General features: G+C 61.6%; 14 protein-coding genes. 12 read left to right on the forward strand and 2 right to left on the reverse strand.

What is annotated here, in order from left to right; all coding sequences use genetic code 11:
- Positions 1-305: alternative ribosome rescue aminoacyl-tRNA hydrolase ArfB (arfB, locus tag Q4Q11_RS16540; RefSeq protein WP_498570166.1), on the reverse strand; the 305-nt coding region annotated here is incomplete at its 3' end.
- A gap of 338 nt (positions 306-643) precedes the next feature.
- The gene (locus Q4Q11_RS16545; RefSeq protein WP_113213336.1) at positions 644-2,254 is read right to left on the reverse strand and encodes a phosphoenolpyruvate carboxykinase; all 1,611 of its coding nucleotides are present in this window, start codon (positions 2,252-2,254) and stop codon (positions 644-646) included.
- A gap of 351 nt (positions 2,255-2,605) precedes the next feature.
- On the opposite strand from Q4Q11_RS16545, the gene Q4Q11_RS16550 reads away from it, so the two are divergent.
- From Q4Q11_RS16550 to trxA, 12 genes are all read left to right on the forward strand, one after another.
- On the forward strand, positions 2,606-3,340 hold the full coding sequence (locus Q4Q11_RS16550; RefSeq protein ID WP_498570177.1) for a response regulator transcription factor: 735 nt from the start codon (positions 2,606-2,608) through the stop codon (positions 3,338-3,340).
- Between the two features lie 60 nt (positions 3,341-3,400).
- A complete protein-coding gene (locus Q4Q11_RS16555; protein WP_113213337.1) occupies positions 3,401-5,239 on the forward strand; it encodes a sensor histidine kinase in 1,839 nt (612 codons plus the stop codon).
- 8 nt (positions 5,240-5,247) lie between these two features.
- Positions 5,248-5,712: an HPr kinase/phosphorylase gene (locus tag Q4Q11_RS16560; protein ID WP_498570167.1), complete on the forward strand. Its 465-nt coding sequence runs from the start codon at positions 5,248-5,250 to the stop codon at positions 5,710-5,712.
- Between the two features lie 139 nt (positions 5,713-5,851).
- Positions 5,852-6,253, forward strand: a complete 402-nt coding sequence (locus Q4Q11_RS16565) for a PTS sugar transporter subunit IIA (RefSeq protein ID WP_113213339.1) — start codon at positions 5,852-5,854, stop codon at positions 6,251-6,253.
- Positions 6,254-6,272: 19 nt separating this feature from the next.
- Positions 6,273-6,548, forward strand: a complete 276-nt coding sequence (locus Q4Q11_RS16570; RefSeq protein WP_113213340.1) for an HPr family phosphocarrier protein — start codon at positions 6,273-6,275, stop codon at positions 6,546-6,548.
- Between the two features lie 180 nt (positions 6,549-6,728).
- Positions 6,729-8,129, forward strand: coding sequence for an adenosylhomocysteinase (ahcY, locus tag Q4Q11_RS16575; RefSeq protein WP_498570168.1), 1,401 nt, complete (start codon positions 6,729-6,731; stop codon positions 8,127-8,129).
- Positions 8,130-8,445: 316 nt separating this feature from the next.
- On the forward strand, positions 8,446-11,025 hold the full coding sequence (locus Q4Q11_RS16580) for a sensor histidine kinase (protein ID WP_113213342.1): 2,580 nt from the start codon (positions 8,446-8,448) through the stop codon (positions 11,023-11,025).
- The gene (gene tsaE / locus Q4Q11_RS16585) at positions 11,022-12,533 is read left to right on the forward strand and encodes a tRNA (adenosine(37)-N6)-threonylcarbamoyltransferase complex ATPase subunit type 1 TsaE (RefSeq protein ID WP_498570169.1); all 1,512 of its coding nucleotides are present in this window, start codon (positions 11,022-11,024) and stop codon (positions 12,531-12,533) included. The genes Q4Q11_RS16580 and tsaE overlap by 4 nt, the downstream gene beginning before the upstream one ends.
- Before the next feature lie 73 nt (positions 12,534-12,606).
- Positions 12,607-13,338, forward strand: coding sequence for a nucleotidyltransferase family protein (locus Q4Q11_RS16590; protein WP_113336648.1), 732 nt, complete (start codon positions 12,607-12,609; stop codon positions 13,336-13,338).
- A gap of 4 nt (positions 13,339-13,342) precedes the next feature.
- Positions 13,343-16,534 (forward strand): double-strand break repair protein AddB, encoded by a 3,192-nt coding sequence (gene addB, locus Q4Q11_RS16595; RefSeq protein ID WP_498570170.1) that lies wholly within the window; start codon positions 13,343-13,345, stop codon positions 16,532-16,534.
- Entirely contained in the window at positions 16,527-20,093 is a 3,567-nt protein-coding gene (gene addA, locus Q4Q11_RS16600; RefSeq protein WP_498570171.1) for a double-strand break repair helicase AddA, read from the forward strand. The genes addB and addA overlap by 8 nt, the downstream gene beginning before the upstream one ends.
- A 75-nt stretch (positions 20,094-20,168) precedes the next feature.
- Positions 20,169-20,489, forward strand: a complete 321-nt coding sequence (gene trxA / locus Q4Q11_RS16605) for a thioredoxin (RefSeq protein ID WP_015338194.1) — start codon at positions 20,169-20,171, stop codon at positions 20,487-20,489.
- Positions 20,490-20,685 lie beyond the last annotated feature (196 nt).

Genomic DNA, 20,685 nt, shown 5'->3' on the forward strand with positions numbered 1-20,685 from the left:
TCGATGATCAGTTCCTTCAGGCGCTCGCGTGCATCGTCGCGATTGCGATCCTGACTGCGGAAGCGGCTTGCCTCGATCATCAGAACGCCTTCCTTGGACACGCGACGGCCGGCAAGTCTGATCGCATTCGCCTTGACGCGCTCCGTCAGCGATGGGGAATTCTGGATGTTGAAGAAAAGCTGGACCGCGGTTGCGACCTTGTTGACGTTCTGACCGCCGGGACCGCCCGCCAGAACGAACTGTTCCGTCAGCTCCCAGCCGGCAATCGTAATCCGGTCGTTGATGTAAAGCGCTTCGCTGGCCATGATTTTCTCCGCGCCTGTCTATCCCACATTGATGCGCGGTTGAAAATATGGTTGTGGCGAGGATGAGTTTCCTTCGCCTTTGCCTCTTCGAGCGGAGCGCGGCATGTTTCCCTCTCCCCTCGGGGAGAGGGCAGGGTGAGGGGGATCGCTGCGGGAAAGGAAAGTTCTTGTTTTTCAAAGAATGATCCCTTTGCTATGCCGCACCCTTCTCCCCTCTGGCCCCTTCTCCCCGAGGGGAGAAGGGGTGGTGGTCGGATTCCCCCGAGAAAAAACCGCCCTCGCTATACACACGAGGGCGGGTCATAAGTTTCACGTGAGTCAAGGCTCGCGTGGGCTCCTTATTCCGCTGCGACCGGCATCCCCGGAGCCGCGTCACGGACGTTGCCGTCCACATGATCCTCGAACTTCGCGAAGTTGGTGACGAACATCTGCACCAGCTTTTTCGCCTGCGCATCATACGCTTCGCCATCTGCCCAGGTGGAACGCGGATCGAGGATGGCACCATCGACGCCGTCGACCGCAACCGGAACCGCAAAGCCGAAATTCTGATCGACGCGGAATTCGACATTGTCGAGATCGCCCTTCAGGGCCGCGGCGAGCAATGCGCGCGTCGCCTTGATCGGCATGCGGCGGCCCGTGCCATAAGCGCCGCCGGTCCAGCCGGTGTTGACCAGCCAGCAACGGGCGCCGTGGCGGGCGATCAGCTCCTTGAGCAGGTTGCCGTATTCGGCCGGATGGCGCGGCATGAAGGGAGCGCCGAAGCAGGTCGAGAAGGTGGCTTCGGGCTCGACGACGCCCTTCTCCGTGCCGGCAACCTTGGCGGTGTAGCCGGACAGGAAGTGATACATGGCCTGATCCGGCGTCAGCTTGGCGATCGGCGGCATGACGCCGAAAGCATCGGCAGTCAGCATGATGATCGTCTCGGGATGGCCCGTAATGCCTGACGCCGAAGCGTTCGGAATGAAATGCAGCGGATAGGCGCTGCGGGTGTTTTCCGTCAGGGACCCGTCATCGAGATCGGGCTGGCCATGCTCGTCGAGCACGACATTTTCCAGCACGGTACCGAAACGGCGTGTCGTTGCGTAGATTTCCGGCTCGGCCTCGGGCGACAGGCGGATGGTCTTGGCGTAGCAGCCGCCTTCGAAATTGAAGATGCCGTTTTCGCCCCAGCCATGCTCGTCGTCGCCGATGAGCGTGCGAGTTGGGTCGGCCGATAGCGTCGTCTTGCCGGTGCCGGATAGGCCGAAAAAGATCGCGGCGTCGCCTTCCGGACCGACATTGGCCGAGCAATGCATCGGCATGACGCCGCGCTCCGGCAGCAGGTAGTTCAGCACGGTGAAGACGGATTTCTTCATCTCGCCGGCATAGGACGTGCCGCCGATCAGAACGATGCCGTTGACGAGATCGCAGGCGATCACCGTCTCCGTGCGGCAGCCGTGACGCTCCGGATCGGCGCGGAAGCTCGGCAGGTCGATGATCGTCAGCTTCGGCACGAAGCTTTCGAGCGCGGAGCGATCGGGGCGGATCAGCAGGTTGCGGATGAACAGCGAGTGCCAGGCGAATTCGGTGATGACGCGCGTCGGCAAAGCATATTCGACGTCGGCGCCGCCGATCAGATCCTGCACGAACAGGTCCTTGTCGCGGGCATGGGCCAGCATGTCCTCGTGCAGCAGCTCGAAATGCTCCGGAGAAATCGGCTTGTTGTTGTCCCACCAGATCTGATCCTCGGTGGTGGCGTTGCGCACCACGAACTTGTCCTTCGGGGAACGGCCGGTGTGCTGACCGGTCAAAGCCCTGAGCGCACCATCGGCGGTCAGATCGGCTTCGCGACGGCGAATCGCCTCCTCGTAAAGATGAGCCGCCATGAGATTATAGCGTACACTGGCAGCGGCTCCCAGGCCGATCGATCCCAGTTCAGTCGCGGGATTACGGACGCCGAATTGCTCCATCACTTTTTCCTCTACAAAGGGGCTTGGCCGTTAGAATTGTCTAAAGCGTAGAGGGCTCTTTTTAAAAGCACAAGGGCCATCATCAAAAAATATTTAATAATATCAGGTATTTAATCGATTTAAATAAATCGCGATAATTTTAAATCGTTTGAATGAAGGGTGGAGAGACGTTTCGCCGCACAACTATTGCGCAAGGGTTTTTGGCCGCGACAATCCTCCCCTTTATCTTTGCCACAATTTGTTCCACCTTTATCCCCATAAGCGCGCCAGGTTACCGCCGACCGAGCTGGCAGACCGCCTGGGCTGGATTCCAAATCCGGGAGACGCGCACTGATGACGGAGACGAATACCATGTTGACAATCGCGCTCGTTGATGACGACCGCAATATCCTGACTTCCGTATCGATTGCCTTGGAAGCAGAGGGATATAAGGTAGAGACCTATACGGACGGAGCCTCGGCGCTGGACGGCCTGCTTGCCCGGCCGCCGCAACTGGCGATCTTCGATATCAAGATGCCGCGCATGGACGGAATGGAACTCTTGCGCCGCCTGCGCCAGAAATCCGACCTGCCGGTGATCTTCCTCACCTCCAAGGACGAGGAGATCGACGAGCTGTTCGGCTTGAAGATGGGCGCCGACGACTTCATCACCAAGCCATTCTCGCAGCGTCTGCTGGTCGAGCGCGTCAAGGCGGTGCTGCGCCGGGCTTCGGCTCGCGAAGCCGCAAATGCCGCCGGCGGCAGCACCGCAGCTGCCAAGCCAGGTGCAACGCAGCAGGCCCGCTCGCTGGAACGCGGCCAGCTCGTCATGGACCAGGAACGGCACACCTGCACCTGGAAGGGCGAGCCGGTGACGCTGACCGTCACGGAATTTCTCATCCTGCATTCGCTTGCCCAGCGCCCGGGCGTGGTCAAGAGCCGCGACGCCCTGATGGACGCCGCCTACGACGAACAGGTCTATGTCGACGACCGCACGATCGACAGCCACATCAAGCGGCTGCGCAAGAAATTCAAGATGGTCGACCTCGATTTTGATATGATCGAGACGCTGTATGGCGTCGGCTACCGCTTCCGCGAGGCAGCATAATAGTTAGCTAGACCATACGGATAGTTAACTGGACCATACGGCGGACAATGGAATAAGAGCATGCGGACGGGGTCGCGAACCCCGTTCTTCGAAAGGGCCGTAGGCTTGGCACAGCTGGTGCAGCACAGGGATATAGACGACTCGGAAAGCCCGAGCGGCGCTCGAATCGCGCGCCGACGCTGGACCCATCCGTTCGTGCTCATCCGTCGCATCTTCGGCAATGCCGTGTTTTCGAGCCTGACGCGGCGCATCCTGTTCTTCAATCTTGCCGCTCTGGTCGTGCTTGTCGGCGGTATTCTCTATCTCAACCAGTTCCGCGAGGGCCTGATCGACGCGCGCGTCGAGAGCCTGCTGACCCAGGGTGAAATCATCGCGGGCGCCGTTTCCGCCTCGGCATCGGTCGACACCAACTCCATCACCATCGATCCGCAGAAACTCCTGGAGCTTCAGGCAGGCCAGAGCATCACGCCCGTTCCGAACGACGAGGACCTGGAATTCCCGATCGATCCGGAAAAGGTGGCGCCGGTGCTGACGCGGCTGATCTCGCCGACCCGCACGCGCGCGCGCATCTTCGATGCCGATGCGAACCTGCTGCTAGACAGCCGCCATCTCTATTCCCGCGGCCAGGTGCTGCGCTACGATCTGCCGCCCGTCGACGACGAGAAGCCGAGCTGGTCCGACTGGTTCAGCGGCTTGCTCAACAAGATGCTGCAGCCGGGCAACCTGCCGGTTTACAAGGAAGCGCCAGGCGGCGACGGCTCCATCTATCCGGAAGTCATGAATGCGCTGACGGGTGTGCGCGGCGCGGTGGTCCGCACCACCGAGAAGGGCGAACTGATCGTTTCCGTCGCCGTGCCGATCCAGCGCTTCCGCGCCGTTCTCGGCGTGCTGCTCTTGTCAACCCAGGCTGGCGACATCGACAAGATCGTTCATGCCGAGCGCTTGGCAATCATGCGCGTCTTCGGCGTCGCGACGCTGGTCAACGTCGTGCTTTCGCTGCTTCTGTCCTCCACCATCGCCAATCCGCTGCGCCGGCTTTCGGCAGCCGCCATCCGCGTGCGGCGCGGCGGGGCGAAGGAGCGCGAGGAAATCCCGGATTTCTCGGCCCGCCAGGACGAAATCGGCAACCTCTCGATCGCACTGCGCGACATGACATCTGCGCTCTACGATCGGATCGACGCGATCGAAAGTTTTGCCGCAGATGTCAGCCACGAGCTGAAAAATCCGCTGACATCGCTACGCAGCGCCGTCGAAACGCTGCCGCTTGCCAAGAGCGACGATTCCAAGAAGCGGCTGATGGATGTGATCCAGCACGACGTTCGCCGCCTCGACCGCCTGATCAGCGATATCTCCGATGCCTCGCGCCTCGATGCCGAACTTGCCCGCTCGGATGCGAAATCTCTCGATCTGGAAGTGCTGCTGCGCGACATGATCGAGATTTCGAGGCAGGTCGGACACAGCAAGAAGGCCGTAGAGATCGAATATGTGGTCGATCGCAAACCGGCCGACAAGGCGAAGTTCATCGCCAACGGCCACGATCTCCGCATCGGCCAGATCGTCACCAACCTCATCGAAAACGCGCGGTCCTTCGTTCCCGCCGACACCGGCAAGATCACTGTCCGGCTGACACGCACGAGGACGCGCTGCGTGATCTATATCGAAGATAACGGCCCCGGCATTCAGGCCGAAAACATCGACCGCATCTTCGAGCGCTTCTACACCGACCGGCCGGAATCGGAAGGTTTCGGGCAGAATTCCGGCCTCGGCCTTTCCATCAGCCGGCAGATCGCCGAGGCGCATGGCGGGTCGCTGCGCGCCGAGAATATCACAGACAGCGATGGCTCGACACTGCTCGGGGCGCGTTTCATCCTCTCGTTGCCCGCACAGACACCGGCGTGAGCGGCCGCATGACCGGCGAAGCGACCAATATCCACGCAACCGCGATCGTCATCGGCAAGACCGGGCTCCTGTTTCTCGGACCGTCGGGCTGCGGCAAATCCACCCTTGCCTTCTCCTGCCTGGCGGCAGCAAAACCGCTCAGACTTTCCGCTAGCTTGATCGCCGACGATCGCGTGCTGATCTCCGGGCAGACCGGCTCCGTGATCGCGGAGTGTCCGCCTTCGATCGCCGGCCTGATGGAAATCCGCTATACCGGCATTGTTCGGATGCCCTATGTCCCCCGCGGCGAAATGCACATTGCCGTCCAGCCAGTCGATCCGGCGACAGCGGAAAGAATGCCACCCGAGGACGAGCAGATCGATATTGCCAATTGTATCCGGTTGCCGTTGATCCGCTTGTCCGCAACCTCCGCGAACCCGCTGGCCGTAATAATGATGAAAATCGGCGCGAGTTTCGACGAATCGGCCATTTAGGCCCGAACAGGCATGCAAATCCCGTATTTTAAGCTTGCACTTCGTCTTTTCATCGCCAAGATGTCCCCCCACGGTGGACGACATTGCTGCATTGCGATATGGGCCACCTGTTTGCATATGCCATGGGAGCAGTAATATCATGATTGGACTTGTGCTTGTCACTCATGGCAAGCTGGCTGAAGAGTTTCGGCATGCTGTAGAGCATGTCGTTGGTCCGCAGAAGTTCATAGAAACGGTATGCATTGGTCCCGAAGACGACATGGACAAGCGCAGGCAGGATATCTTGCAGGCCGTCGCGGGCGCCGATGACGGCAATGGCGTCATCATCCTCACCGACATGTTCGGCGGTACTCCTTCCAATCTCGCAATCTCCGTCATGAACAGCGGCCACACCGAGGTCATTGCGGGCGTCAATCTGCCGATGCTCATAAAGCTTGCCGGCGTGCGCGGCGACAACAACATGGAAAGGGCACTGGTGGAAGCTTCCGAGGCCGGGCGCAAATACATCAACGTGGCCAGCCGTGTGCTCAGCGGCAAATAACGAGGCAGACACCGCCCCCATGACCGAGCTTTCCCGGGAACTCCTGATCATCAACAAGCGGGGCCTGCATGCCCGTGCTTCGGCGAAATTCGTGCAGACGGTCGAAGCCTACGACGCCGCGATCACCGTTTCGAAGGACGGCACCACGGTCGGCGGCACTTCGATCATGGGCCTGATGATGCTTGCCGCCAGCCCGGGCTGCAGCGTGCTGGTCACGGCATGCGGCAACCAGGCGGCCGAGGCGCTCGAGGCGCTCGACCAGCTCGTCGCCAACAAGTTCGGCGAGGAAATGTAGGCTTTCCCGCCTGTCAGATCTCGGACATAAAGACATAAAGACTTCTTTATATCATTATTGATTTCCACCCTGAAGCCTGATACACGGCATCATCCACACGCTGTCAGCGTGCAATTCTTGTTGCATTCGTCCGAGGCGTCTGCCCGCGGCGCGTCTGCATCGTTCAGGCTGGAGACCTTCATGAGCACTGAAAAGGACTACATCGTCGCGGATATCGGCCTTGCCGACTATGGTCGCAAGGAAATCGCAATCGCCGAAACCGAGATGCCGGGCCTGATGGCCTGCCGCGCCGAATTCGGCGAAGCGCAGCCGCTGAAGGGCGCGCGCATCACCGGCTCACTGCACATGACGATTCAAACAGCCGTTCTCATCGAGACGCTGGTGGCACTCGGCGCTCAGGTGCGTTGGGCATCCTGCAACATCTTTTCGACGCAGGATCATGCCGCAGCAGCGATCGCCGCATCCGGCGTTCCGGTCTTCGCAGTCAAGGGCGAGAGCCTCGAAGACTACTGGATCTACACCGACAAGATCTTCCAGTGGACCGATGGCGGTCTCTCCAACATGATCCTCGACGACGGCGGCGATGCCACGATGTACATCCTGCTCGGCGCCCGCGCCGAAGCCGGTGAGGACGTGCTCTCCAACCCGCATTCGGAGGAAGAGGAAATCCTCTTCGCACAGATCAAGAAGCGTCTTCAGGCTTCACCGGGCTGGTTCACAAAGCAGCGAGACGCCATCAAGGGCGTGACCGAAGAAACCACCACGGGCGTCAACCGCCTCTACCAGCTCAGCCAGAAGAGCCTGCTGCCTTTCCCGGCGATCAACGTCAACGACAGCGTCACCAAATCGAAGTTCGACAACAAGTATGGCTGCAAGGAATCGTTGGTTGACGGTATCCGCCGCGCCACCGACGTCATGATGGCCGGCAAGGTTGCCGTCGTCTGCGGTTACGGCGACGTCGGCAAGGGTTCTGCCGCTTCGCTTTCCGGCGCCGGCGCCCGCGTCAAGGTCACGGAAGTCGACCCGATTTGCGCCCTGCAGGCCGCCATGGACGGCTATGAAGTCGTCCAGCTCGAGGACGTCGTTTCCTCGGCCGACATCTTCATCACCACGACCGGCAACAAGGACGTCATCCGCATCGACCATATGCGTGCGATGAAGGACATGGCGATCGTCGGCAACATCGGCCACTTCGACAACGAGATCCAGGTTGCCGCTCTGCGGAACCTGAAGTGGACGAACATCAAGCCGCAGGTCGACATGGTCGAGTTCGCCAAGGGCAACCGCATCATCCTGCTCTCGGAAGGCCGCCTGCTGAACCTCGGCAATGCCACCGGCCATCCGTCCTTCGTGATGTCGGCGTCCTTCACCAACCAGACGCTGGCGCAGATCGAGCTCTTCACCAAGCCCGGACACTACAAGAACGAAGTCTACGTGCTGCCGAAGCACCTCGACGAGAAGGTCGCCCGCCTGCATCTCGCCAAGCTCGGCGTGAAGCTGACGGAGCTTTCCGAAGAGCAGGCTTCGTATATCGGCGTGACGCCGAAGGGGCCGTTCAAATCCGACCACTACAGATACTGATTATTCAGACAGTATCCACAACATCTTGTAGCCCTGGCATTGACAAATGCCGGGGCTTATTTTTTAGCCAGCTCCCTTCCCCCGGATTCTCCTAGGCAGTATTGTTTTTACACTTGATTCGTGACGAACCGGGCATGCCCGGAGCCATGAAAATGGGATGTCTTGTCAGGATGCGGCACAGTAGAGTCGGATGATTTTAGGTCTATTCGGCCTAAAATCCGAATCCGCTCTAAATCAAAGAAGTAGAGCATGATGTCGTCCGAAAACCGCCTACACTTTTCGGCATCATGCTCTAGAGGACGGAGACAGACCTCTTATGTTTGAAGGGGAAGACAACCTGCATCAGCTAGCGTTACGCCGTGCGGCGGCGCTGTTGCGGCAGGGCGGTGCATATCGGCTTTCGACAGGAGCAAAGCAGGGCAAAGGCCGGCTCGCCCGTCTGAGCCGCCTATTGAGGCTCAGCGTTTTCGGTGGTCTGTTAAGCGGTTTGGCCGAACCTGTCCTTGCGCAGAGCAATGGCGCCGCGCAGACGAGCATGCGCCTCTTCACCTCCTCGGAAATGGCCGTCTTCTCCGTCATCATCGGCGTGATTTCCGCCGCACTTCTGTCGACCATGTGGATGGTCCGGCAGCGCGGCAACATGGAAAGCGAAAGCCGGGAAATCCGCACGGCTCTTTCCGATGCCAACCAGCGTATTTCGCAATATCAGGCGCTGATTGCCGACAAGAACCGCCGCATCGTCATCTGGGACGGTCAGAATGCACGGCCCGAGCTGCTCGGCCAGCTGCCGGTCGAGACCGGAGCGCCGCAGGACAATGAATTCCTCGCTTTCGGACGCTGGCTGAAATCATGGTCGGCCGGCGATCTCGACAAGGCGATCGACAAGCTGCGGAGCAGCGGCCAGAGTTTCGACATGGTGGTCGAGACCAACCGTGACGAAATCCTCGAAGCGCAGGGGCGCATTTCGGGAGGACGCGCCTTCGTCCGCTTCATCGCACTCAACAATCTGCGCGCGGAACTCGCCGAGCTGAAGATCGAGCGCGACCGGCTGATGACCTCGATTTCCACCTTCCAGCACCTGCTCGATGCCATCGATCTGCCGGTCTGGCAGCGCGATGCGGAAGGCAAGCTTACCTGGGTCAACCAGGCCTATGGCGAGGCCGTGGAAGCGGTTTCAACCGATGAGGCCGTGCGCGAAGGACGGGAATTCCTGACGACGGTGACCCGCGAGCGCATTAGCGCTGCGGCCACGCCGGAATCGCCCTTCCACGACAAGATCTCGACCGTCGTCCATGGCAACCGCACCTTCTTCGACGTTGTCGACGTGAAGGCCCCGAACGGTTCCGCCGGCATTGCCATCGACGTATCCGAAGCGGAAGCGGTGCGGGCCGAGCTGGCGCGCACGCTGAAGAGCCACGCAGAAACCCTTGACCATCTGGCCACACCAGTTGCGATTTTCGACGGCGATCGGCGGCTGCAGTTCTACAATCAGGCTTTCGTCCAGCTTTGGGAACTCGATATCGCTTTCCTCGAGAAGCGGCCCGACAATAGCGAGCTTCTGGATCGGCTGCGCGGCGCCAAGAAGCTGCCTGAGCAGCTGAACTGGAAGACATGGAAGGACGGCGTCCTTTCGGTCTATCGCGCGCTCGATACGCAGACCGATCTCTGGCACCTGCCCAACGGCCAGATCCTCAGGGTTTTTGCAACCGCACATCCGCAGGGCGGCGCCACCTGGGTATTCGAGAACCTGACCGAGCAGGTCGATCTCGAAACGCGCTACAACACGCTGGTCAAGGTCCAGGGCGAAACCATCGATCACCTTTCCGAAGGTGTCGCCGTTTTCGGTCCCGATGGCCGCATCCGCCTGTCCAACCCGGCGTTCCGCATCCTCTGGAACATCACCGAGGCACAGGCCAAGCCTGGCACGCATATCCAGACGCTGGCCGAAGCCTGCACTCCGTCCTATGACCGGCCCGATGGCTGGAAGCGGTTTGCCGAGCAGATCACCAGCTTCGACGACGAGCGGCCGTCGTCGCAGGGCACGCTGGAGCTCTATTCCAATCTCGTACTCGACTATGCCGTCATTCCGCTGCCGAATGCGCAGACCATGCTGACCTTCGTCAACAAGACCGACAGCGTGCGCGCCGAGCGGGCACTGACGGAAAAGAACGATGCGCTGCTGAAGGCGGACGAGCTGAAGAACGATTTCGTCCAGCACGTCTCCTACGAATTGCGTTCGCCGCTGACCAACATCATCGGTTTCACCGACCTTTTGAAGACGCCGGGCATCGGCTCCCTGAACGAGCGGCAGGCCGAATATATCGACCATATCTCCACCTCGTCTTCGGTGCTGCTGACGCTGGTCAACGACATCCTCGACCTCGCGACCGTCGATGCCGGCATCATGCGGCTGAACTATTCCGAGATCGTGCTCAGCGACCTGCTCGACGAAGTCTCGATGCAGATCGCCGACCGACTGCAGGAAAGCGGCGTGACGCTCGAAATCACCGTACCGGCTCATCTCGGCTCCATCGTTGCCGATCAGCAGCGGTTGAAGCAGATCCTGCTCAAGCTTCTGACCAATGCCGCCAATTTCGCGCCGGAGGGATCGACGATCTCGCTGAAATGCGGGCGCGAAGGCGCGGATTTCGTCTTCTCGGTCGCCGACAAGGGTCCCGGCATACCGGAAGAGCTGATCCAAAGCGTCTTCAACCGCTTCGCCTCCGGCGGCAAAGGCGGCAAGCGCAGCGGCGCGGGTCTAGGCCTTTCCATCGTCGAAAGCTTCGTCAGCCTGCATGACGGCGAGGTTTCCATCGAAAGCCAACCAGACAAGGGAACGACGGTCACCTGCCGGATACCCTCGGCCGTACTGCCCCACTCCGTCGCAGCAGAATGACAGCCTCCGACAGCAGCATCTCCCTTTTCCTCGCAGATGACACGGCCACCGCTCAGCTCGGCGAGGATCTGGCCCTGGCATTGAAGGCCGGCGATTGTCTCGCACTGTCAGGCGATCTCGGCGCGGGCAAATCCTCGCTCGCACGCGCGCTGCTGCGCGCCATGGCCGATGATGCCGAACTGGATGTGCCGAGCCCGACCTTTACGCTCGTGCAATCCTATGAGCTGCGTATTCCGGTCTCGCATTTCGATCTCTACCGCCTCGGCGATCCCAGCGAGTTGACGGAACTCGGCTTCGACGAGGCCCTGCAGACCGGCATCTGCCTTGTCGAATGGCCAGAAATGGCCGAAGCCGAGCTGCCGAAAGAGCGTATCGACCTAAAACTCACGCATGAAGGCGAAGGACGGCGAGCCGTTATCACGGCGCCGGCCAAGCAGAAGGCGCGCATCGAACGCGTGCTTGCCATCCGCGCCTTCCTCGATGCGCACGGCCATCGCGGCGCGCACAGGCGCTTCCTCACGGGCGATGCCTCGCTGCGGGCCTACGAATACGTCCATCCGAGGGGTAGCAGCGACCGCATAATCCTGATGGATTGGCCGGGCCTGCCGGAGGGGCCGCCCGTGCTCGACGGCAAGCCCTATCCGAAGGTCGCGCATCTTGCCTGGGATACCTATCCCTTCGTGGCGATCGCCAATATCCTCAGAGAGAACGGCTTTGCCGCTCCGGAAATCTTTGCCGCCGATTACGACCAGGGCATCCTTCTCATTGAGGATCTCGGCACCGACGGCGTGCTCGACGATCAGGGGAAGCCGATTGCCGAGCGTTACCGCGCCAGCGTCGCTTGTCTCGCGTATCTGCACGGCCTTTCCATTCCCCGCGACATCCCGGTCACGCCGGATCACATCCATCACATTCCGGATTTCGACCGGACCGCCATGAAGATGGAAGCGCGGCTGCTTCTCGACTGGCATCTGCCCTGGAAGCGCGGCACGCCGGCAAGCGACGAGGAACGAGCCGATTATCTGGCGATCTGGGACAGACTGATCGATCAGCTTGACGACACGGAAAAGAACCTGCTGCTGCGCGACATGCATTCGCCGAATATCATCTGGCGGGCGCGGGAAAAGGGCATAAAGCGTATCGGCCTCATCGACTTCCAGGACGCGATGATCGGCCCGACCTCCTACGATGTGGCTTCACTGGTGCAGGATGCGCGGGTGACGATCGAGCGCGATCTGCATGACCGGCTCATGGCCGACTATCTTGCACTGCGCCATGCTCAGGGCGGCTTCGACCAAGCGAAGTTCCTGAAGAGCTGGGCAATCATGTCGGCGCAGCGCAATTGCAAGCTCGCCGGCCTCTGGGTGCGGCTGCTGCAACGCGACGGCAAGCCGGGATATTTGAAGCACATGCCGCGCACGCTCGCCTATCTCGCCATTGCCTTCGAGCATGAAACACTCGCTCCCTTGCGCGAATGGTGCGGGAAGGCCGGGATCGGCGAGGTATAGCGGGTAAGACCCGCGACGGCTTTCCGGCCTTGTGCTATGGAAATCAGACAGCGAATCGAGAGTTCGAGACGAGATGACCATCAAGCAAGCCATGGTATTGGCCGCGGGGCTTGGAACCCGCATGCGGCCGATCACCGACACTATTCCGAAGCCCCTGGTGAAGATCGCCGGCAAGGCGATGATCGACTATGCACTGGATGCATTAGCGGAAGCCGGCGTCGAGCAGGCTGTGGTGAACGTCCATCATCACGCAGATCAGATGGAAGCGCATCTGCTAGGCTATCGCGGCCTTGAAATCCTAGTCTCCGACGAGCGCGATGCACTGATGAACAATGGCGGCGGGTTGGCCAAGGGACTGAAGCTGCTCGGCCGCGATCCCGTTTTCGTCATGAATTCGGATCTCTTCTGGATCGGGGAGAAGGAGGGCCAGCCGACGAATCTGCAGCGCTTAGCCGGATTCTTCGACGCGAACCGCATGGACTTCGGCATGCTCTGCGTCGAGCTGAACAAGACGACGGGCCACAACGGCAAGAATGATTTCAGCATGGCAGACGATGGCCGACTCTCACGCTACAGCGATGTTACCGGCAATGGCGTCGTGTATGCGGGCACCTTGGTCATCAATCCGTCGTTTCTCGACGACGCGCCAGCTGACGCCTTCAACATCAACACCTACTATGACAAGGCCATCGCTCGCGGCCGGCTCTATGGCACTATGCTCGACGGTCATTGGCTGACTGTGGGGACGCCGGAGGCCGTCGGCGAGGCGGAGGAAACGATCCGGAATTTCCGGGCGTTTGCGTGAGCCTATGGCAGGCGGACACCGGCAGCGCATTCTGACGATTCCGGCGGGCCTGCCCTTCCTGAAAACGCTTGCGACAGCGCTCTGCGACGGACGGCTGACCGAGCATTTTCGCCATGATCCGAGCGACCCGCTGTCGCTTGCCAAGGTCAGCATCTTTCTGCCGACGCGGCGCGCGGCGCGCGTGCTGCGCTCGGAATTCGTCGATCTGCTCGGCGGCCGTTCCGCCATCCTGCCCATAATTCGCCCGCTCGGCGAGACCGATGACGACAGCGGCTATTTCGAGGAAGCCATGCCGGAAACGGCCGATCTGGCACAGCCGCTTGCCAATACGGCGCGGCTCTTGGAACTGGCGCGGCTGATCCTTGCCTGGCGCAACAAACTGCCGCAGATCGTGCGCGACATTCACTCCGACTCGCCGCTGGTGGCGCCGGCAAGCCCGGCGGATGCCATATGGCTCGCGCGCAATCTCGCCGAACTCATCGATTCGCTCGAGACCGAGGACCGCGAGTGGAGTGAGCTTGCCACTCTCGGCGCTGAAGATCATGCGCTCTGGTGGCAGCTCACCGCCGAATTCCTGGCGATCGCCAGCGCCTTCTGGCCGGCGCGCCTCGAAGAACTCGGCAAATCGTCACCCGCCCGCAACCGCAACGCCATTCTGCGGGCCGAAGCGCAGCGGATCTCCACCATGCGGCATGCCGGGCCGGTCATAATTGCCGGCTCGACCGGCTCGGTGCCGGCAACGGCGGAGCTGATTGCGGCCGTCGCTTCTTTGCCGCAAGGTGTCATCGTGCTACCCGGCCTCGATCTCGCGATGCCGGAGGAGGATTGGCAGCTTGTTGCGCCGGAGACATCCATTGGCGAAAGAGCCGATCCGACCACCCGCAGCCATCCGCAATATGGCCTTTCGCTGCTCCTGAAGCGGTTGCGCGTCACGCGGCGTGATGTCGAGCCTATCGCAGATGCGGCTGAAACCATGCAGATGCGGGCGCAGATCCTGTCGCGCGCGCTGGCTCCGGCCAAGGCGACAAGCGGCTGGGGAAGCTGGCGCAAGATGCTGGCCGCCGATGCGATCCCGGACGCATTCGCCGATGTCGCCCTCATCGAAGCGGCCAATGAGCGTGAGGAGGCGACCGCGATCGCCATCGCCTTAAGGCTGGCGCTGGAAAAACCCGGCCGAAATGGCGGCGAAAGCCAGGCGGCCTTGATCACGCCCGACCGCAATCTTGCCCGACGGGTAGCAGCCGAGCTTGCCCGCTTCGGCATTACCGCCGACGATTCGGCCGGCACGCCGCTGAACGCGACACCGCAAGGCACGCTGCTGCGATTGCTTTTGGAAGCGTCTCTTCGCCCTGGCGATCCCGTTGCTGTCGTCGCGCTGCTGAAACATCCTCTCGCTCTGTTCGGCCTGCCGGCTGAAACGCATCAGCCGGGCGTCGATGCGCTGGAAATCCTGGCGCTCAGGGGCGGCGTCGACAACGTCGATATCGGCAGGCTGGAAGCCCTGCTCAACGACCGCGTGGCGGAACAGGCCAATGACCACCATGCGCCCCAATGGCGCAAAGCCCTGCCGCCTGAGGCGATCGAGCATGCACGGGCTCTGGCCCAGCGAGTGACTGCGGCATGCGAACCGCTGATATCGGCGCTTTCCCTGCCCGCGTCAGAGGGCCCCCTCACACTTTCGGATTGGGCCGAGCGTACGGGCCGTGCCCTCGAAGCCGCGGCCGTCGACGAGCGTGGCAGTCTGGCGGGCCTCTGGTCCGGCGAAGCCGGGGATACGCTTGCCAGCCTCCTTCGAGATGTGATCGAAACCGAAGGTCAGCTTGAGGCGGACGGAGTTCAGTGGATCGACATCGTGGCCGCGCTCTCAGTGGGCCAGGCGGTGAAGCCGCGGGCACTCAGCCATCCCCGCCTTTTCATCTTCGGTACGCTCGAAGCGCGTCTGCAGAGCGTCGACACGCTGATCCTCGGCGGGTTGAACGAAGGATCCTGGCCGGGGCAGACGGCCAACAACCCCTTCATTTCGCGCAGCATGAAGACAGAGATCGGCCTGGAGCCGCCGGAGCGCCGAATCGGCCAGCTCGCGCACGACTTCGAAATGGCGAACGGCACACGCGACCTGATCTATTCGCGCGCGCTGCGCCAGGGCTCGACGCCGACGGTCGCGTCGCGCTGGCTGCAGCGGCTGATCGCACTCGGCGGCAAGGAACTGGAAGACGCCATGAAAGCCCGCGGCGACCAATATCGCCATTGGGCTGCGATCATCGACGAGGGTGAAAACCAGGCGCCGGCATTGCGCCCGGCACCGAAGCCGCCCGTGGAATTGCAGCCGAAGAGCTATTCCTTCAGCGAAGTAGGCCGGCTGCGCCGCGACCCCTATGCCATCTATGCCCGGCGCGTGCTGCGGCTCGATCCGGTCGACCCGTTCAACCGCGATCCTGGCCCTGCCGAGCGGGGCACACTCTATCACAAGATCATCGATCGCTTCGTCCGCGAAGGGCATGTGGCCGGTACGCCGGATGCGGCGCTGGCCATGGATCGCATTATCGCGGAGCTCTTCGATGCCGAGCGGCTGCCCGTCCATGTCGACAGTGTCTGGCGGCCACGCTTTCGCAAGGTGGCGCGGGCTTTCCTTATCTGGGAAGCGGAGCGCCGGCCGGCCGTTCGCAAAACCGCGACGGAAGTGCCGGCCGGCGTCGAGATCGAGCCGATCGGCATTCGCCTCACGGGCGTTGCCGACCGCATCGATATCAAGAGCGATAAGGGTGCGGACCTCATCGATTACAAGACCGGCTATAATCCCTCGCCGCCGCAGGCGCGTGCGTTGCTCGATCCGCAGCTAGCACTGGAAGCTTATGCGCTGAAGGCCGGCGCCTTCCGCAATATCGGCCCACTGGTGCCCGAGAACCTGCTCTATGTTCGCTTGCGGCCCGGCGATCGCTTCAAGGTCGATCAGGTCAACAACGAGCATTCCAGCCGCGGCGGCAAGACGGAAACGAAGTCGGCTATGGATCTCGCGCAGGAATCGATGGATCAGCTGGTGAAATTCATCTCACTGCTGCAATCCGGCGAGAAGGGTTTTTCCTCACGGCTGATTCCGGCCCAGCAATTCGAATATGGCGGCGATTACGATCACCTCGCCCGCGTTTCGGAATGGTCCACGGCCGAGACCGAGCAGGAAGGCGGCGGCGATGAGTGATTTTTCCGCCGACGACATCGTCATCCTGCCCGAAAGCGACGATCCTGCCGTCTGGATCAGCTGGACGACGATCCAGCAATCGATCGCCTCCGACCCCGAGCGCTCGGCCTGGGTTTCGGCCAATGCCGGCTCCGGCAAGACGCATGTACTGACACAGCGCGTTATCCGCCTGCTGCTATCGGGCGCGCGGCCCTCGGCCATCCTCTGCCTTACCTATACCAAGGCTGCGGCATCCGAAATGTCGAACCGCGTGTTCGATCGGCTAGCGGCTTGGGCGACAATGCCGGACCAAGAGCTGAAGACGCGCATTGCCGATGTTGAGGGCAAGGAGCCTGACATCTTCAAGCTCGCTGAGGCGCGGCGGCTCTTTGCCAAAGCGCTGGAAACGCCGGGCGGGCTGAAGATCCAGACCATCCATGCCTTCTGCGAGGCGTTGCTGCATCAATTTCCGCTTGAGGCCAATGTCGCCGGACATTTCTCGGTGCTTGACGATAGGGCCGCCGAAACCCTGCTCGACGACGCACGTCGCGCATTGTTGACGGCAACGACGCCGCATGGTGATGCCGAACTGGCGCGAGCTTTCGACTATGTGCTCGATCTCGGCGACGAATCCGGGCTGGAGACGCTGCTTGGCGATATCGTCGGCAACCGCAATGCCATCCGCCGCTTCACCGAGGCCGCGGAACGCAAGGGCGGCTTTGAGGCCGCGCTGCTTGCGCGGCTCGGCCTTTCGCCCGGCGAGACGGAAACGAGCATTGCCGAGCAATATTGGCCGCTGCCCGGCCTCTCAGGCGCAACGCTGGAGCTGTACCTGACGCTCGCCGATCACAAGGGTGGCGCCAAGGCTCAGGAAGCTGCCTACGCGCTACGCCTCGCCAAGCACGAGGCGGATCCACTTGCCCGCGCCGAGATCCTGGAAAAGGCCATGCTGACCGGCAAGGGCGAACCGAAGTCGGACAGCCAGTTCTTCGTCAAGGCCATGCTTGCCGATGCACCTGCACTCGCCGAAGCGGTCGCTGAAGCTCGCGCCCACGTCGTTACCTGCCGCGACCGGCTGAAGGTGATGCGGATGTACCGGGCTACCCACGCCGCCCTTGTTCTCGCCGATCGGCTGAACCGCGACTACGAAGAGCTGAAGAAACGGCGCAGTCAGCTCGATTTCGAAGATCTCATTACGCGCACGGCAGACCTTCTGACCAAGAAGGATGTCGGGCCGTGGATCCACTACAAGCTGGATCAGGGCATCGATCACATCCTTGTGGATGAGGCGCAGGATACCAGCCCGATCCAGTGGAGCGTCATCCAGTCGCTGGCTGAGGATTTCTTCTCCGGCGACAGCGCCCGGCCGACACTGCGCACGATCTTTGCCGTCGGTGACGAGAAGCAGTCGATCTATTCGTTCCAGGGTGCCCGTCCCGAGCGCTTTTCCGAGGAGAGCGACCGCACACGGCGGCGCGTGGCAGCCAGCGGCCAGCAATTCTCGTCGATCCGGCTGCCCCTCTCCTTCCGCTCGACGGCCGATGTGCTTGGTGCCGTCGACCATGTCTTCACCAGCCCGGAGAATGCCCGGGGGCTTAGCGCCGTCAACGAGCCGGTAGTGCATCGCTCCAGCCGTATCGGCCATCCCGGTGCCGTCGATCTCTGGGAAATGATCGCGCCGGAGCCGGCCGCCAAGGAAGAGGACTGGACGGCGCCTTTCGATTCGACGCCGGAAAGTGCGCCCGCCGCCATTCTGGCGCGGCGGATGGCGCATACGATCGGCAATCTTATCGGCCGGGAAAAGATCATCGAGAAGGGCAAGGCCCGCTTCATCGAGGCCGGCGACATCCTCGTGCTGGTGCGCAAGCGCGACAGCTTCGTCAACGCGCTGACCCGCGCCCTGAAGCGGCGCGGCAACATTCCCGTTGCCGGCGCCGACCGTCTTGTCCTGACCAGCCATATCGCCATTCAGGATCTTCTGGCGCTCGGCCGCTTTCTGCTGCTGCCGGAGGACGATCTCTCGCTCTGCGCACTGCTTAAAAGCCCCTTGTTCGACCTTAGCGAAGAAGATGTCTTTGCGGTCGCCGCCTATCGCGACGACGAGGAAAGCGTCTGGAGCCACCTGCAGAGATTTGCGGGAGACGACCATGAACGCTTCGTCACCGTGGTCGAACGGCTGAGAGCCTTCCTTGCCCTCTCGAAGAGCCTTCCCGTGCATGATTTCTATGCGCGTGTGCTTGGCAGCTTCGGCGGCAGGCGCAAGTTTCTGGCGCGGCTCGGCACTGAGGTCAGCGATATCCTCGACGAATTCCTGACCTTCACGCTCGACCACGAGACGAGCGGCCTGCCCGGCCTCCAATCCTTCATCTCGACGCTGGAACTGGAAGCGCCGACGGTCAAGCGCGAGCAGGACAAGGGCCGCAACGAAGTGCGGATCATGACGGTACATGCCTCGAAGGGGCTGGAGGCGCCGATCGTCTTCCTCGTCGATGGCGGCGGCAAGGCCTTTACCCATACGCATCTGCCGAAGATGCGGCTGATCGAAACCAGAGGGGATGAGATCCCGCTGCCGGTCTGGGTTCCGGTTTCCGCGCTCGCCAATTCTCTGACGCAGGCCGATACAGTGCGGCTGCAGGCGCTGGCGGAGGAGGAATATCGCCGCCTGCTCTATGTCGGCATGACGCGCGCGGCCGACCGGCTCATCATCTGCGGCTATCGCGGCATCCGCGAAAATGCGGATACCTGGCACGCGATGATCTCTGCCGCTCTGCGGAGTGACGAACAGCACTGCACGCAGAAGACCTTCTCCGGGCCTGACGGCGATTGGCAGGGCTTGAGCTGGCGGGTTGCGCAGGTCCAGCTCGAATTCGAAACCGCGGGAGAGCATGAGAAACGCCCGGCACATGTTGGCCTGCCCGACAGCCTCAGCCGGCCGCTTCCACCGCAAAAGAACCTTCCGCGGCCGCTCAGCCCCTCCGGCGTCGGCACGGTCATCGACGAGGAGGCCGACGATCTGCTGGTGACTTCGGCGCTCTTCGGCGAGAAAGCTAAATCCGATCGTGCCCTCCAAAAGGGCCGCTTCATTCACCGTATGCTGCAGACCTTGCCCGAGATCGCGCCCGAGGAGCGCGCCGATGCCGCCCGACGCTATGCCGAGCGGGCCGCGCGCTTCTGGCCGCAGGCCGAGCAAGAGGCATTGGTGAAATCCGTCATGGCGCTGCTGTCGCACCCGGATCTGCAAGGCACGCTCAGCACCCATGCGCAGGCGGAAGTCTCGATCATGGGCACACTGAAGCTCGGCAGCCAGTCCTATGCCGTCTCCGGCCGCGTCGACCGGCTGGCCGACCTGGACGATCGCGTGGTCATTCTCGACTATAAGACGAATCGCGTGCCGCCCGGCGAGGAAAGCTCTATCCCCTTCGCACACCAAGCCCAGCTTGCCATCTATCGCGAAATCCTTTCGCCGCTCTATCCGGGAAAGCGCGTCGACTGCATGCTGGTCTATACCGAAAATGCCTCGATCTACACGCTCTCGGACGGGGGGCTTGCATCGGCGCTTGCGGAGCTCGAGACAAAGTGAAATACCAAATATTGACATATGGGCACCGCGCCATCACATATCTAGCAACCCGCAAATCCTGGTAAGGAGCAGCCTATGGCTACCGTTAAAGTCGATACCTCCAACTTCGCCACCGAAGTGCTGCAGTCTGCAGAGCCTGTGGTCGTTGATTTCTGGGCCGAATGGTGCGGTCCGTGCAAGATGATCGCTCCGGCTCTCGAAGAACTCGCCGTACAGTTCGAAGGCAAGGTCAAGGTTGCCAAGCTCAACATCGACGAAAATCCAGAACTGGCTGCCCAGTTCGGCGTTCGCTCGATTCCCACACTTGCCATGTTCAAGGCCGGCGAAGTCGCCGACATCAAGGTCGGCGCTGCCCCGAAGACGGCCCTGCAGAACTGGATCTCCAGCGCAGCCTGATCGGTATCGATTGCATGGAACAAGAACCCCGCTTCGGCGGGGTTTTTTGTTGGCTGGAGAACACCGGCCATCCTCGGTCTTGAGGAGCAACCATGTTGTGTTTGCACTTGCCCCACGGGCCGCCCTGATCCTTCGACAGGTTCAGGATCAGGGCGGAGCGAGTTGCGAGCCAAGTAAGGAAGTGGTTCTCTTGGTC

It is taken from the genome of Rhizobium sp. UFLA01-1127 (assembly GCF_059803845.1).

Bases quoted from the DNA above. Each gene is read 5' to 3' on its own strand.
- Q4Q11_RS16545 (WP_113213336.1), bottom strand. From the start codon at position 2,254: ATGGAGCAATTCGGCGTCCGTAATCCCGCGACTGAACTGGGATCGATC.
- Q4Q11_RS16550 (WP_498570177.1), top strand. From the start codon at position 2,606: ATGTTGACAATCGCGCTCGTTGATGACGACCGCAATATCCTGACTTCC.
- Q4Q11_RS16555 (WP_113213337.1), top strand. From the start codon at position 3,401: ATGCGGACGGGGTCGCGAACCCCGTTCTTCGAAAGGGCCGTAGGCTTG.
- Q4Q11_RS16560 (WP_498570167.1), top strand. From the start codon at position 5,248: ATGACCGGCGAAGCGACCAATATCCACGCAACCGCGATCGTCATCGGC.
- Q4Q11_RS16565 (WP_113213339.1), top strand. From the start codon at position 5,852: ATGATTGGACTTGTGCTTGTCACTCATGGCAAGCTGGCTGAAGAGTTT.
- Q4Q11_RS16570 (WP_113213340.1), top strand. From the start codon at position 6,273: ATGACCGAGCTTTCCCGGGAACTCCTGATCATCAACAAGCGGGGCCTG.
- ahcY (WP_498570168.1), top strand. From the start codon at position 6,729: ATGAGCACTGAAAAGGACTACATCGTCGCGGATATCGGCCTTGCCGAC.
- Q4Q11_RS16580 (WP_113213342.1), top strand. From the start codon at position 8,446: ATGTTTGAAGGGGAAGACAACCTGCATCAGCTAGCGTTACGCCGTGCG.
- tsaE (WP_498570169.1), top strand. From the start codon at position 11,022: ATGACAGCCTCCGACAGCAGCATCTCCCTTTTCCTCGCAGATGACACG.
- Q4Q11_RS16590 (WP_113336648.1), top strand. From the start codon at position 12,607: ATGACCATCAAGCAAGCCATGGTATTGGCCGCGGGGCTTGGAACCCGC.
- addB (WP_498570170.1), top strand. From the start codon at position 13,343: ATGGCAGGCGGACACCGGCAGCGCATTCTGACGATTCCGGCGGGCCTG.
- addA (WP_498570171.1), top strand. From the start codon at position 16,527: ATGAGTGATTTTTCCGCCGACGACATCGTCATCCTGCCCGAAAGCGAC.
- trxA (WP_015338194.1), top strand. From the start codon at position 20,169: ATGGCTACCGTTAAAGTCGATACCTCCAACTTCGCCACCGAAGTGCTG.